Genomic DNA, 11,608 nt, shown 5'->3' with positions numbered 1-11,608 from the left:
AGGCTTCCCCCTCAAGTCGTTTTGATCGTCGCAAGGTGAGTCGTGGCAATCGCCCCGCTGGAGACGACGATCTTGATGTCTGCGGTGTCGCCGGCGCCGAACGCGGCGGTATGACTGGAATCGCTTGCAGTGACCGAGGCACCGGTGACGGTGCAGGTCACGGCGGTGTCGGCGTTGTTCTTGCGCAGCGTGTAGACGAAGGTCTCCGAGCCGCCCGGCGCCAGCGATGGCGCGACATCGAGCCGGTTGATGGTGCACGCCGGCATCGTGACATGCGCCGAGGCCTCCGAAGCAAAGGCGTTGGAGAGTCCGATGTAGGATGTCCCGGCCGCGACGTTCGTCGTGCCGCTGGAGAATTCGACGAAGCCGTTGCGAATGCTGACCGCGCTGTCGGCGCCTGCGACGCCGTAAGCGCTCACCGCGTGCGCCTTTACGTCGACGTCGTCTGTGGTGAGATAGCCGGAGATCTGTGCAGCGCCGGCGGAGGCATCGATCGTCACGGCTGTGAAGCTGCCGCCGCCATGAATCCGGTGCGAGACCACATAGCTCGCCGGCACGGCGACGCCGGCGCCGGGCCAGACGATCACTGAGATTAATCCGGTTGCGTCAGTCTTGATGCCGGCAATCTCCGGCGCGCCCGGCACCAGCGCCGACACGTCGGTGATCTCGCCGACGCGGCCGTCCCAGGCCGGCGGGACCTCGGCATCGGTGAGATCGTCGATCTCCGGCGCCGCATCGACCAATGTCAGGTTCGCCGTCAGATTGTCGCCGCGCTCGACGTTCTTGACCAGCACGTCGAAGGTCGGACCTTTGATCGTGGTGCCGAACAGCACGAGGTTGCCTTCTCTGACGCCGGTTAGATCGCCGACCAACTGCAGCGCATTGGTCTCGCCTGGAATCGTGATGGCGGAGCGCCGCACAGAGCTGCCCGACGCCAGCCTGATGCTCGCGGCGTAGGAGCGCCCCTCGATCATCGTCACGAGATCGTCGAGCACGACGGTGGCGCCGTTGACGCTGCGAACGCGCGCCGAGACCTGGTCGCGATCGAGCACGTCATGATTGAGCGGCGCGAGATCACCGCGGGCCAGCACCAGCGATTCGATGTCCTGGCTGACCGTGTAGCTGTGAGGCCGGTGGATCAGCTCATATTGCCGGCGCCGCGCCCGCTTCCATGCCTCCGCCGGGTCTGTGGTGCCTGGAACATCGAAGTCCTCAGTGACCTCGACCTCGTCTGCGCTTTTCCCCGGGAACGGCACCACCCGCTCGGCCTGATTCCACCCGTTGGACGCGTCGATGAACTTGACGCGGAAGCCATCGGGGAACAGCGGATAAGGCGTCGAGCCCTTGAAGTCCCAGGAGTTGCGCGGGGTGATCGCGGATACGTAGGTCAGCTCCTGCGGCCGGTCGATCACGACGCCCCAGGTGACGCCGTCATCGCGAGGGCTGGCCCGGCCAGCAGCGCAGATGTCACGGAGCACGTCGAGCCGCGTTGCGTTGTAGTCGTGCACGCGGTTATAGCTCAGGCCCTTCGCAACACAGAACTCGTGGAAGTCTCCAAGCCCGGTGAGGTCGATCTCGGCGTCCGTCTTCGGACGCACGTTCGCAGGTCCCTTCAAGGTGTAGAGGGCGAGCGAAGCCGGGTTCGAGGTTTCGCGCGTGATCCAGGTCTGCGACGCCGCATCCCAGTCGGGGCAAAGCAGCGCCGCGACGGCGTTGTAATTGTTGATGATGCCGTTGAGCTGATTGCTGGCGCGAACGCGCAGCGCGACCTTGGCCGTGGGCTTGTCGAAGTTGAACGGGCTTTCGGGACGGAACGAGCGGATTGCCGTCCAGTCCGATCGGCCCATGATCTGGCTGTTGTCGTCGAAGTCAGGAACGGTGCGATACAGCTCGATCTCGTATTGCCCGCGCGCCGGGAGCGCCCACCGCATGCTGCGACGGATCGGCTGGCGCGACGAGGCGAAGAACGCCATGTCCGGCAACGTGGTCCAGGCGACGTCGCCGACCTTGCGCTGCCGCCGGCGGATCACGACCTCGCCGGTCTGGTTGCGCCCCTTGTCATCGATATAGACGAGACCCTGCGCGAAGGTGATGTCGACCGAGACCTCTGTGACGTCGCGTGCCGTGAAGCGCGACGACGGCGCCTCGTCGTTGCGCAGGTTGATCGAAAGCTGCTCTTCGAGCACCTGTTGTGGATAGAGCGTGATCGGTGGGTCGCCGACGATGCCTTGCTGAACCTCCATCTGCACGTCGGCGAAGTTGGAGATCGGCGTATCGCCGAGCTGATGGTTGTAGAAATTGTAAGGTCCGAACCCGAACTCGAACGCAGCGATCACATACTGGTCGTCGCCGATGATCTCGGTATAGGGCGGCGCGGCATATACCGGCGCGTAGCGGTGGCGCCCCAGGATCGACGGAATCACGCCGCCGGGGTTGCTGGAGTTCTGCACGCCGGTGATGGCGTTGAGATTGGTGGTGTTCCCCTGGTCGCCGATGCTCGCCGGTGGAATGAGCGCATTGAGCGCCGCCGTTCCGGCGAAGGCCACGGCGGCCGTGGTGAGCGCGCTGACCACCGAGATCAGCTCCGGCGCAATGGTGCTGGCGCCGAGGCCCGTGAGACTTCCGGCCGGCAGCAGCGCGCCCGCGATCTCAGGCGCATAGAACTGCCCGACCGAGATGGCCGCGACGATCACGGCGACGGTCAGCACGCTGCGCAGCGTGTCGTTGCCGGCCGGCACGAGGCGGATCACCACGGTGGTGCCGTCATGCGGCCGGATGCGCCGCCAGAGCGCCTGCGCGATCACGTCGGCGCCGATCACGACGCGCACGTCGCGATGCTCCGGCAGGTCCGGAAACGCTGCGGCCACCATCTCGGCGATCGTCAACCCCGGCGCCAGCGTCATGACCTTCCGCGCCTTGGCCACGTCGAGATGCGGCAGGATCAGAGCGCGGCTCATGACAGCGCCCCGTGACGGTAGATCCCGGCGAGCCGCGTGTGCCACGGGCCCGATGTGAAGGAGACGACGTGCGTCTCCCCGCCATCGATGGTGTGCAGCACGCGGCCAGGCGCCGTGACCAGGCCGACATGGCTGTGCAGCGATCCGCGCCGGAAAACCGCCATGTCGAAGGTACGTTCCGTGCCGAACGCAACCTGCTGCCATGGCGAAGTGGCGCAACCGCCCTCGATCAGCGAGGCGATCTCCTTCTTCTCCTGCGCATCGAGCGTCTCGCCGGCATAGCTCGCAAGCTCGATGCCGAGCACGTCGCGATAGACCAGCCACAACAGCCCGTAGCAGTCCACGCCGTTGCGGCTGCGCCCGGCGCGCAGATGCGGCAGCCCGACATAGTCTCTGCTCCACAGCATCGGGATCTTGGCGCGCGCAATCATCGGAACTGCCCCGGATAGCGCTGCTTGGTCATGCGCTGCGCCGGATACGGCTCGCTCTCGATCGGCTCGCGCGAGACGGTGAGCGAGACCTGTGTGGCGTTGTAGGTCGCCCCGGTCGCCTTCATCACATAGGTCTCTTCGACGAAATCGACGTCCGCCGTCGACACCAGCTTCAGCACGACGTCCGCCTGCCGTCCGGGCGTGACGCTGCGCGCGGCTGCCGCCATGTCCTCTGCGACGTTGGCGAAGTTGAGCGAGGCCGCGGGCGGGCTCGAATCCTGGTCATCGGGCCAGGACATCTTCATCAGCACGAACAGATAGTCCCGGCCGTTGCTGCGCGTGCCATAGGTCAGCGGGTCGAGCGAAAGGCGCTGGGTCGGGTCGCTGGACAGATATTGCGTGTCGCCGCCATCGGGCGTCAGCTCGGCCAGCACGATCGGCGCGACATCCGTTGAAGGCGCGTTGAAGGCCTCGCGAAACGTGAACGAGATCTCCGCCATCACGGCAGCTCCGTCAGCTGGAATTGCGGCGTGAACCAACCGCCGCCGGCGGCGCCCCATTGCGGTTCGGCCTGGTCGGAGAACACGCAGAGAATCCAGCTCTCCATGATGATGTCGTTGCCGGCTTCGTCCTGCAGGGTGTTGCCGGCATCGTCGAGCAGCGGGAAGCCGTCGCTGTGCGGATCTCGGTAGAAGAACGGAGCGGTGCCCTGGTTCAGATCCTCGTCCCAGAACCGGTCGAGCCGCGCGCGCTCGTCTGCGGTGAAGAGATCGTTGAAGGCGATGGTGCGGGTCTTCGGGCCACGCGGCCGGAACTTCGGCGGCCCGACCTCCATGGCCGTGCCAAGCCGCGTGCCGCGCGTGCCGGACTTGAATCCGTCGACCGGCGTGCCCTGCGGCAGATCGTCGGGCCAGCTCGCCGTCATCGCTTCACCCCGATCGGCTTCGCGCCATAGCTCGACCGCATCGTTCGCTGGAACGACGATCCCGAACGCTGGGCGTTGGCGGCCATCTGGTCGTCGAGCGTCAGCTCGATACTCCGCTGCCCGCGGCCGTCGACGGATTGGCGCGCCTGCACGTCCTTCGGCGCGCCGTTGTTGACGACGCTGACGGCGATATTGCCCGACGCGGACGCAAAGGCGTTGAGGCCGCCGGCGCCGGCTCCAACCAGGCCGCCATCGGCATAGCCGCGGATGTTCTGATGCAGCCGCGCGAAAAAGCCGACGCCGGCCTTGCTGACGCTGTCCTGGTCGAACACGTATTCGCCGCGATGGACCACGCCGGCCGGCTGATACTTCCCGCCGAAGCCGGTGAACCCGCCCTCGGCGAAGCCGAAGAAGGATTTCAGCGAGGTCCCGACCGAGCTGATGATGCTGCCGCCGGTACCACCGCTGAGCACGCTCTGCAGTGCCTGGAAGATCGGCAGCGTGATGTTGGTCTTGATCAGCATCTCTTCGAGGCCCCGCGTCACCGTCTTCACCATGCTGTTGAAGCCGTCACTGATACTCTTTGTGCCGTCGAAGATGTCCGCAAGCCCGGTGGTGACCGACGAGAACTGCGAGGTCAGGAACTGGTCCAGCTGCTTGTTGCCGTTGCTGGCATCGTTGATGGCCTGCTGCAGCTGCGGCAGGTTCGAGCCTGCGACCTTCGCGGCGTCAGCGGTGTCGCGCAGCGACTTCGCCAGCGCAATCTGTGCCGCGGCCATCTGCTCGGTGTTGCTGGGGTCGATCAGCTTGGCGTCGATCATGGCCTTGAGCTGGTCGTTCATCGCCTTCTGCGCTTCGGCGGCATTGAAGACGCCGATGCTGGCCTGCTGCTGCACGCGCGTCATCTCGGCCTGGGCCCGCGTGACGTCGAGGATGGCCTGGCGCTGCGCGGCAGACACGGAGATGCCGTTGCGCGCGGCCACGTTCAGCTCGGCCTCCTTGGCACGGACGAGATCATCCGCCGTCGCCAGCTGGCCAAGAAGCCCGATGCGCTGCTGGGTGATCTGGTCACGCCGATCGGCTTCCTCCCGCGTCTCCGGCTGGGCGATCCCCGCCGCCTTGTTCAACGCGCCTTGAAGCGCGTTGGAATTCCCCGGACGGTCGAACGCCCCGAAGCGGTCCGAGAAGCTCGGCGGCGCGCCGAGGCCCGCGGCCGTCGCGATCGTTTTGCCGAGCGTATAGGCGCCGCCGGTGATCGGATTGAGGGAGAGGCCCTTGTCGATCACCGTCTTCAGCCAGGGCGGAATCGTGATGCCGGCGAGCGCGGTGGCGATGTCGACGGCAGACGACTTGAAATAGGCGACCATCTTCGTCGTCGCCGTGTTCCAGGCATCGTCGAACGCGCGCGCCTTTGCGATCATGTTGATCTCGGCCGCCTCGTTGAACTTGACGGTGCCGTTCAGCGCGGCCTGGATTCCGGCCGAGCCTTGCTCCATGAAACGAACCCAGGCTGCGTCGCTGGGCAGCCCGGCCTCGCGCAGGATCTTCTGCTTCTGGATGTCGCTGGACGCACGCGCGACGAGATCGGCGACAGCGCCCATATAGCCGGACAGATCCTTCGCGCTCTTGCCGTTGGCGATCATCAGCCCGTTGAGGGTGCCTGCGTTATGCTGGGCCTCATAGACCTGGTTGGCGAACTCGGTGATGCCTTTGGTAAAGTCGCTCTCGCCGATGCCCTTGAACGACATCGCCTGCTGCAGCGCATGCAGCTTGCTCAACGGCTGGTCGGTCGAACGCGAGAGATCGTCGAGCGTCTTCTCGCTCTGGACGAGCGCGTGGCCGGCGATGACAGCAGCCGCAGCCAGCGCGACAAATCCGCCGGCGACCAGGGCGGCGGTGCTCACAGTGCCTAGAAGCGCGCTGCCAGCCTCCTTGAAAGCACCGCTCAGGCCGCCAGGGCCGCTGGCTGCGAACGAGAGGTGATTGAGCTGGCCCGTCAGGATCTGCGTCGGCGGTGCGCCCAGCGCGATCTGCTCGACCATGCTGCGGACCGAATGTTGCGCGGCCATCGCCTGCGCTGACAGGCCTCCATGCGACTTTGCGAGGTTATCGTTTGCGACGCTGGCAGCGGCGGTGCTCTGCGCAGTAGACTTCGCGCTGCCGCCGAGATCCCGAACGGCCGCGGACGCATCCTGCGCCGCCTTCTTGGCGCCGGAGGCGTCACCATCGATGACAAGCGAGACCCGCAACCTTCAGCCCTCGTTCAGCGCCGCGCAGGCGGCATCTTCCATCACGCGCAGTCCGCGCCACAGCTCCGGCGTCACCTCGATCGCCTCCGCCTCGAGCCCGGCCCGCACGGCCGCATAGTCCAGCCCGATAAACAGCGGCCGCGACGGTGCAACCGCGCCGCCCATCGGCGAGATCACGCCGCCGCCGCCGGCCGAGACCGTGCGCCACTGCCGGCAGACCGCCATGAACGCATCGACGACCGGCACGTGCTCGCGCCAGAGGCCTTCGTACTCTGCGTCGGCACCAACTGGCGCCTGTGCCTGGCCGAGGGCGTGCCGCAAATTCGACAGTGAGGCTGCATCCATGCCGCTTTCCTGTGCGCTCGCCAGGAGCCGTGTCACGTCCTTCGAGATCGCTTGCGGGGCTGCGTTGCGCGCGGCGTCGACCCAGCGCCTGGCAGCCCATCTCAGTTTCCCGGCTTCACCTTCATCACGGCGCGGGTGTAGTGCGCGATCAGGCCGTGCATCACGTTCGGATGGCGCAGGAACTGTGCGCGCAGCTCGTCCGTGCAGTCGACCGGCTTGTTGTCGTCGTCGGTCAGGCCGTTGAAGGTCACGACGGCCTTCTCCAGGAAGCCGTTGCCGAGCTTCTCGATCTCGTCCGTTGAGAGGTAGTTGAACGTGGTGTTCAACGTTTCCTCGGTGTAGCCGCCGTCGGACGGCATCATGATCGGCACGTCGTGGGTGAAGGTGTAGATATCGACGATCTTCATGGACGAAATCTCCTGACTGGACTTCGGGGCGAGGACGGCTTCAGGTCAGCGCAAGCGACCACTGGTCGTTGCCGGCGGTCGGCAGCGGCAGCAGTGACAGCGGCCATTCCAGGATGTCATCGACCGGGTCGTAACCGGTCGGCCGCTGGAACTGTGCGGTAGGGATGTTGAGGGTGGCGATGTTGCCGGCCGTGACGCCATGGGTCAGCAACACGGGAACGGTCGTCTGCGCCAGCGCGAGACCATAGGGGTCGAGCGTCGAGACCGGCACCGTCTCGACCTTGATGTCGAGCTTCTCCTGGTGATTGGTGATCTTGATCGACTCGTCGTTCACCAGCAGCCGCGGCACGACGTTGGCATTGAAGTCGAGCGCGAAATTGCGCATCACCAGCGCGACGCTGTTGAGCGTGAACTGCGTATTCGCCTTGTTGACGACCAGCGGCTTCTTCCAGGCCGTGAACGTCGGTGTGACGGGCGCGACCTCGGCCGGCGCGATATAGAGGCCCTGCAGCTTCCAGTGAAACACCGGCAGGCCCTGCGCATTGGTGGTCAGCTTGCGCGTTCCGCGCACGCCCTTCGCCGCATGCAGAGTGCCGCCCATCCAGAGCTTCAGATACGCGCTCTCCATCGCGTTCGTCACGGGCGAATACGTCACCGAGGTCGATGCGACGATGACCTCAGCGGCGCCGCAAGCCCGCATCAGCGGCCCCCAGGCGGGCGCAGTGCCGGCAGTGCCGGACCCGGCCATCTCGGTGTCGAACTCGATCGAGACGGTGATGCCGGTCGGGATCGTCGGCTGGTTGCCCATGTAAGGCAGGATCAGCCCGCGCGAGAGATCCTGGCCGTCCATCGGCGTGATCGTGATGTTCTGCGCCAGCATCGCATTGGCGGCGCCGGTCAGGGTCGGGTCGGTGCCGTATGAGGTCTCGATCTTCGCCAGGAGGATCGCGAGCTTCGCGGAAATCGACATCGGTTACTTTCCCCTCGTCGTCTTGGTCTTGTGAGCGTGCGGCGCGGCCTCGGCCTCGGCGGCCTTTGGCTGGGCATCGTCTTCGACACGGCGCACGAGAGAGCCGTCCTTCTGGCGGATGAAGCTGCCGCCGCCGGGCGGCTGCTCATGCTGGACATCGTCGCTCATCACATGATCCTCAGTTGGTCGCGCAGCGAGAAGTCGATCTGGTACAGAACCAGCCCCTTGTCGGCCGACAGCAGCCGGCCGCGCTTCACGTAGAACACGTCCATCGCCCCGGCCGGCGCCCAGCCTGCGACGGCGTCGGTGATGGCATCGCGGAGATCACCGATCGTCGGCAGCGCCTTTCGGGCCTTCGCATCGCCGCGGGCCTTGACGCAGATGACGACTGCGATGGCGTCATCCAGCATCTGCGTATGCGCGCCCGCGATCGAGTTGCCGCCGCGGTCGTCGAAACCCAGCGGGCAGACGAAGGCGCAAACCTCGGCCTGAGGCAGTGCGCCTTCCGCGATCAGCGCGGCGAGCGCCGCGATGTCCTCGACGCGGCCCGTCAGCGCGGCGACCTGGGTGTCGATGCGCGCTGCGACCAGGCTTTCCAGTGTTGCCGTCATGCGAGCTGCCCCTGGTTGGAGAGGTAGTTCTCGACGATCGTCTGGATGGTGCGCGGATCGTCCTGGTCGAGACCGAGGAATGGTCGCGCCGGCATCGAGATCGTGTGCGCGCCGATCTCGGCCTTGCGGGCGCGATCGGCCTTCGACGGCTTGGCAAAGCGCGAGACGCCGGTGCGCTTGTTGGTCTTGAAATGTAGCACAGCGGTCCGAGCCGCCTTCGCGATCGTGCCTGCGAACTGATGGATTGCGGCGTAGATCACGTTAGTCCCGACCTCGACGCCTGTCGGCGAAGCATTCGCTGTGATCGAGCGATAAAGCCGGGACGACAGGATCAGCGTCTTGCCGCCATGTCGAAGAAGAACTGGCCGTCATAGCAGTTGGTGGCGAAGCCCGCGGCCAGCAGAGGCCAGATCAGCTGGTCCGGCCAGGCCGCGACGCTTTCACCGAAGCTCTGGAAGATCGGCGTGTAGATGCCGAGCACGTCGTCTTCGATGTCCTCGCGGTCGACGCCGATGGTCAATATTGGAGGTCAGGATCTGAACGCCTCGACCTTCATCAACATCCTGAAGGCCGGACTCTACAACTTCGGCAACAGTGCTGACGCTGGTAAGATGGACAGCGACGGATATATCGTCTCAACGCCTGCGAGCACCGTCTTTCTAGCGTGGCCCAATAGCTCTACGTTCGTTGGCGCTGGCGTCACTTATAAGGTTGCTTGGCCCGCGACAAGAAGCACATGGACATGGACATTCGTCGGCAATGTATCGAAGGTCGCAAATTCCGGCGCCGGCTCGGTGTCGGTGACTGGCGGCACGTCGTCAAACATGACGGTGACGCCAGTTCCCGGTCAAGCGGGGTGGGTGACGTTCACATTAAACGTTGCCAATAGTTTCGCGCTCAATGTGGGCGTAGCCGGTCAGACTTACGCCGCAGGTTCCGGCGAAATCGCAATCTATCGGTTGAGCGACGAAGCCGATTATCTAGCCGGAGAATACTTCACGCCAGAATTCAAGGCTCTCATCAGCGGCCTGCGCCCCTATGCGCTACGCTTCATGGGGTGGATGCAGAGCGGTGCATCGAACCTCAATTTCGAGACGACGTGGGACTACCGTATCGCGCCGAGCAATCTGACTTGGGCGAGCGCTCGCTTTCATCCAAACATCTGGTGTGGGAACGCGGCCTACACCAACACGCCGTCAGAAATCTACACGATCACACCAGGAGGCGGTTTTCCGTACTCCGACTGGACAGACGGCATGATGTTCCAGTCGTTCGTTGCTACCGCGAACGCAACTACCGTCACTTCGGTGGCGATACCTGGCTTTACTGGCAGCAAGACAATTGTGCGCCAGAGCAGCGGCACGATGTCCGTTGGCTTCCTGACGGCAAACACCTCCACCACATTTATCTACGACAAGGTGCTGGACAAGGTGATCGCCTATCCTGGGCAAGGAGCATCGACGCCTTCTCCGCCATTCTCTGTTCCGATCGAGGCAATGGTTCAGCTCTGCAACAGAGTGCGAGCGCACCTCTGGGCTAATATCCCGCCTATGGCTCTTGACAGCTACGTGACGCCATGGGCGACTGTTCCTTACAATAATCTCGCAACCGATCTCTGCTTCTTCCCCGAGTACGGCAACGAGTTCGGATGGAATACGCAATTCCCCAACAGTAGCTGGGGCAATGCGCGTGGCCAGGCTCTTGGGTTCACGTCATCAAGCAGTCGTCATGGTCATGGCTATTATGGTTTGCGCGTCCGACGGATCATGGGGGACCTGATCCCGGCCGTTTGGTCGGCGCGGATGTCAAAACTGAAGCGCATGCTGATGTTCCAGGCTGCTGGTGATGTCACAACGCGGGACTACCGCATGAAGGGCGCAGACCTGGCCCCTCTTGGAACGAGCACAGGTCAGGGCAACGCTGCCTATATCGCGTTCACCGACCCGGTGGGCGGTGTGGGCAAGGACTACACGACGAAGCCCAATCGCCCCATCGATGTTGTCGAGGGCATCGGCATGGCGCCTTATGCAGGCGGCACGAACCTGTTCTTCGGCAACGACATCAATTCGGGAGATACGCCGAACTCGAACAACACGCCCTTCTATCAGGCACTGGTCAATGCATACGACACAGGCGACACGGCGACTGTGCTCGCGATGATCGATGCTGATGTCCGCGGTGGTCTCACACCGACCACCCCGTGCTCGACGCTAACGGCGCCGTCACCCAGGTCGCCAACACCGATGGCGGCTCCGGCACGGCCTGGTTCCTGCTCGACGTCTCCAAGGTGCTGAAGCCGCTGATCTGGCAGCTGCGCAAGTCCGGCCAGTTCGTCGCGCTCGACAATCCCACCGACGAGAACGTCTTCAACAAGAAGGAATTCCTCTACGGCTGGGACGGCCGCGGCAACGCCGGCTACGGCTTCTGGCAATATGCCTGGGGCTCCAAGCAGACGCTGGACGCGACCCACTACGCCGCGGCGCGCGCCGGCCTGATGGGCATGAAGGGCGATTTCGGCCGACCGCTGAACGTGCTCGCGAATGGCAGCAAGCCGCTGCTGGTCGTGCCCTCGACGCTCGAAGGCCAGGCGCTCTCGCTCATCAACACGCAGAAGAACGCCAACGGCGCCGACAACATCTACTACAACACCGCCGAAGTGCTCGTCTGCACCTGGCTCGGCTGAGACGGGTGATCCATGGCGAAGCAGACGAAG

At 64.6% G+C, this 11,608-nt stretch carries 14 protein-coding genes; 2 read left to right on the top strand and 12 right to left on the bottom strand.

All coding sequences use genetic code 11. The features are described 5' to 3' along the window. Positions 1 to 11 precede the first annotated feature (11 nt). The 12 genes from ACWAT4_RS26505 to ACWAT4_RS26450 form a co-directional block, all read right to left on the bottom strand. Positions 12 to 2,957 (bottom strand): host specificity factor TipJ family phage tail protein, encoded by a 2,946-nt coding sequence (locus tag ACWAT4_RS26505; protein ID WP_449728476.1) that lies wholly within the window; start codon positions 2,955 to 2,957, stop codon positions 12 to 14. Beyond that, positions 2,954 to 3,388 (bottom strand): NlpC/P60 family protein, encoded by a 435-nt coding sequence (locus tag ACWAT4_RS26500; protein ID WP_449728474.1) that lies wholly within the window; start codon positions 3,386 to 3,388, stop codon positions 2,954 to 2,956. The genes ACWAT4_RS26505 and ACWAT4_RS26500 overlap by 4 nt, the downstream gene beginning before the upstream one ends. Beyond that, entirely contained in the window at positions 3,385 to 3,888 is a 504-nt protein-coding gene (locus ACWAT4_RS26495) for a hypothetical protein (protein ID WP_449728473.1), read from the bottom strand. The genes ACWAT4_RS26500 and ACWAT4_RS26495 overlap by 4 nt, the downstream gene beginning before the upstream one ends. Beyond that, complete coding sequence (locus tag ACWAT4_RS26490) at positions 3,888 to 4,313, bottom strand: hypothetical protein (RefSeq protein ID WP_449728472.1); 426 nt, start codon at positions 4,311 to 4,313, stop codon at positions 3,888 to 3,890. Before ACWAT4_RS26490 ends, ACWAT4_RS26495 begins: the two co-directional genes overlap by 1 nt. Beyond that, positions 4,310 to 6,562, bottom strand: coding sequence for a phage tail tape measure protein (locus tag ACWAT4_RS26485; RefSeq protein WP_449728471.1), 2,253 nt, complete (start codon positions 6,560 to 6,562; stop codon positions 4,310 to 4,312). Before ACWAT4_RS26485 ends, ACWAT4_RS26490 begins: the two co-directional genes overlap by 4 nt. A gap of 3 nt (positions 6,563 to 6,565) precedes the next feature. After that, entirely contained in the window at positions 6,566 to 6,907 is a 342-nt protein-coding gene (locus tag ACWAT4_RS26480; RefSeq protein ID WP_449728470.1) for a DUF1799 domain-containing protein, read from the bottom strand. Positions 6,908 to 7,008: 101 nt separating this feature from the next. After that, on the bottom strand, positions 7,009 to 7,314 hold the full coding sequence (locus ACWAT4_RS26475; protein ID WP_449728469.1) for a hypothetical protein: 306 nt from the start codon (positions 7,312 to 7,314) through the stop codon (positions 7,009 to 7,011). 40 nt (positions 7,315 to 7,354) lie between these two features. Further along, positions 7,355 to 8,284 (bottom strand): phage tail tube protein, encoded by a 930-nt coding sequence (locus tag ACWAT4_RS26470; protein WP_449728468.1) that lies wholly within the window; start codon positions 8,282 to 8,284, stop codon positions 7,355 to 7,357. Between the two features lie 3 nt (positions 8,285 to 8,287). Next, positions 8,288 to 8,452 (bottom strand): hypothetical protein, encoded by a 165-nt coding sequence (locus ACWAT4_RS26465; protein WP_449728467.1) that lies wholly within the window; start codon positions 8,450 to 8,452, stop codon positions 8,288 to 8,290. After that, positions 8,452 to 8,895: a phage tail terminator protein gene (locus tag ACWAT4_RS26460; protein ID WP_449728466.1), complete on the bottom strand. Its 444-nt coding sequence runs from the start codon at positions 8,893 to 8,895 to the stop codon at positions 8,452 to 8,454. Before ACWAT4_RS26460 ends, ACWAT4_RS26465 begins: the two co-directional genes overlap by 1 nt. After that, the gene (locus tag ACWAT4_RS26455) at positions 8,892 to 9,200 is read right to left on the bottom strand and encodes a phage virion morphogenesis protein (RefSeq protein WP_449731265.1); all 309 of its coding nucleotides are present in this window, start codon (positions 9,198 to 9,200) and stop codon (positions 8,892 to 8,894) included. Before ACWAT4_RS26455 ends, ACWAT4_RS26460 begins: the two co-directional genes overlap by 4 nt. Positions 9,201 to 9,226: 26 nt before the next feature. Further along, positions 9,227 to 9,415 carry a Mu-like prophage major head subunit gpT family protein gene (locus ACWAT4_RS26450; protein WP_449728465.1) on the bottom strand — a complete coding sequence of 63 codons (189 nt, stop codon included), beginning with the start codon at positions 9,413 to 9,415 and terminating at the stop codon, positions 9,227 to 9,229. Here ACWAT4_RS26450 and ACWAT4_RS26445 point away from each other — a divergent pair. Further along, positions 9,408 to 11,189 carry a hypothetical protein gene (locus tag ACWAT4_RS26445; RefSeq protein ID WP_449728464.1) on the top strand — a complete coding sequence of 594 codons (1,782 nt, stop codon included), beginning with the start codon at positions 9,408 to 9,410 and terminating at the stop codon, positions 11,187 to 11,189. The two genes, ACWAT4_RS26450 and ACWAT4_RS26445, sit on opposite strands and share 8 nt — an antisense overlap. Further along, the gene (locus ACWAT4_RS26440; protein WP_449728463.1) at positions 11,096 to 11,578 is read left to right on the top strand and encodes a Mu-like prophage major head subunit gpT family protein; all 483 of its coding nucleotides are present in this window, start codon (positions 11,096 to 11,098) and stop codon (positions 11,576 to 11,578) included. Before ACWAT4_RS26445 ends, ACWAT4_RS26440 begins: the two co-directional genes overlap by 94 nt. The last annotated feature ends 30 nt before the right edge of the window (positions 11,579 to 11,608 follow it).

It is taken from the genome of Bradyrhizobium sp. T-1 (assembly GCF_053592855.1).
Note: the sequence above shows the minus strand (reverse complement) of the source record. Positions and strands in the feature narration are given on the sequence as shown.

Coding starts and splice junctions, on each gene's coding strand:
- ACWAT4_RS26505 (WP_449728476.1), bottom strand. CDS start 2,957: ATGAGCCGCGCTCTGATCCTGCCGCATCTCGACGTGGCCAAGGCGCGG.
- ACWAT4_RS26500 (WP_449728474.1), bottom strand. CDS start 3,388: ATGATTGCGCGCGCCAAGATCCCGATGCTGTGGAGCAGAGACTATGTC.
- ACWAT4_RS26495 (WP_449728473.1), bottom strand. CDS start 3,888: ATGGCGGAGATCTCGTTCACGTTTCGCGAGGCCTTCAACGCGCCTTCA.
- ACWAT4_RS26490 (WP_449728472.1), bottom strand. CDS start 4,313: ATGACGGCGAGCTGGCCCGACGATCTGCCGCAGGGCACGCCGGTCGAC.
- ACWAT4_RS26480 (WP_449728470.1), bottom strand. CDS start 6,907: ATGGATGCAGCCTCACTGTCGAATTTGCGGCACGCCCTCGGCCAGGCA.
- ACWAT4_RS26475 (WP_449728469.1), bottom strand. CDS start 7,314: ATGAAGATCGTCGATATCTACACCTTCACCCACGACGTGCCGATCATG.
- ACWAT4_RS26470 (WP_449728468.1), bottom strand. CDS start 8,284: ATGTCGATTTCCGCGAAGCTCGCGATCCTCCTGGCGAAGATCGAGACC.
- ACWAT4_RS26465 (WP_449728467.1), bottom strand. CDS start 8,452: ATGAGCGACGATGTCCAGCATGAGCAGCCGCCCGGCGGCGGCAGCTTC.
- ACWAT4_RS26460 (WP_449728466.1), bottom strand. CDS start 8,895: ATGACGGCAACACTGGAAAGCCTGGTCGCAGCGCGCATCGACACCCAG.
- ACWAT4_RS26445 (WP_449728464.1), top strand. CDS start 9,408: ATGGTCAATATTGGAGGTCAGGATCTGAACGCCTCGACCTTCATCAAC.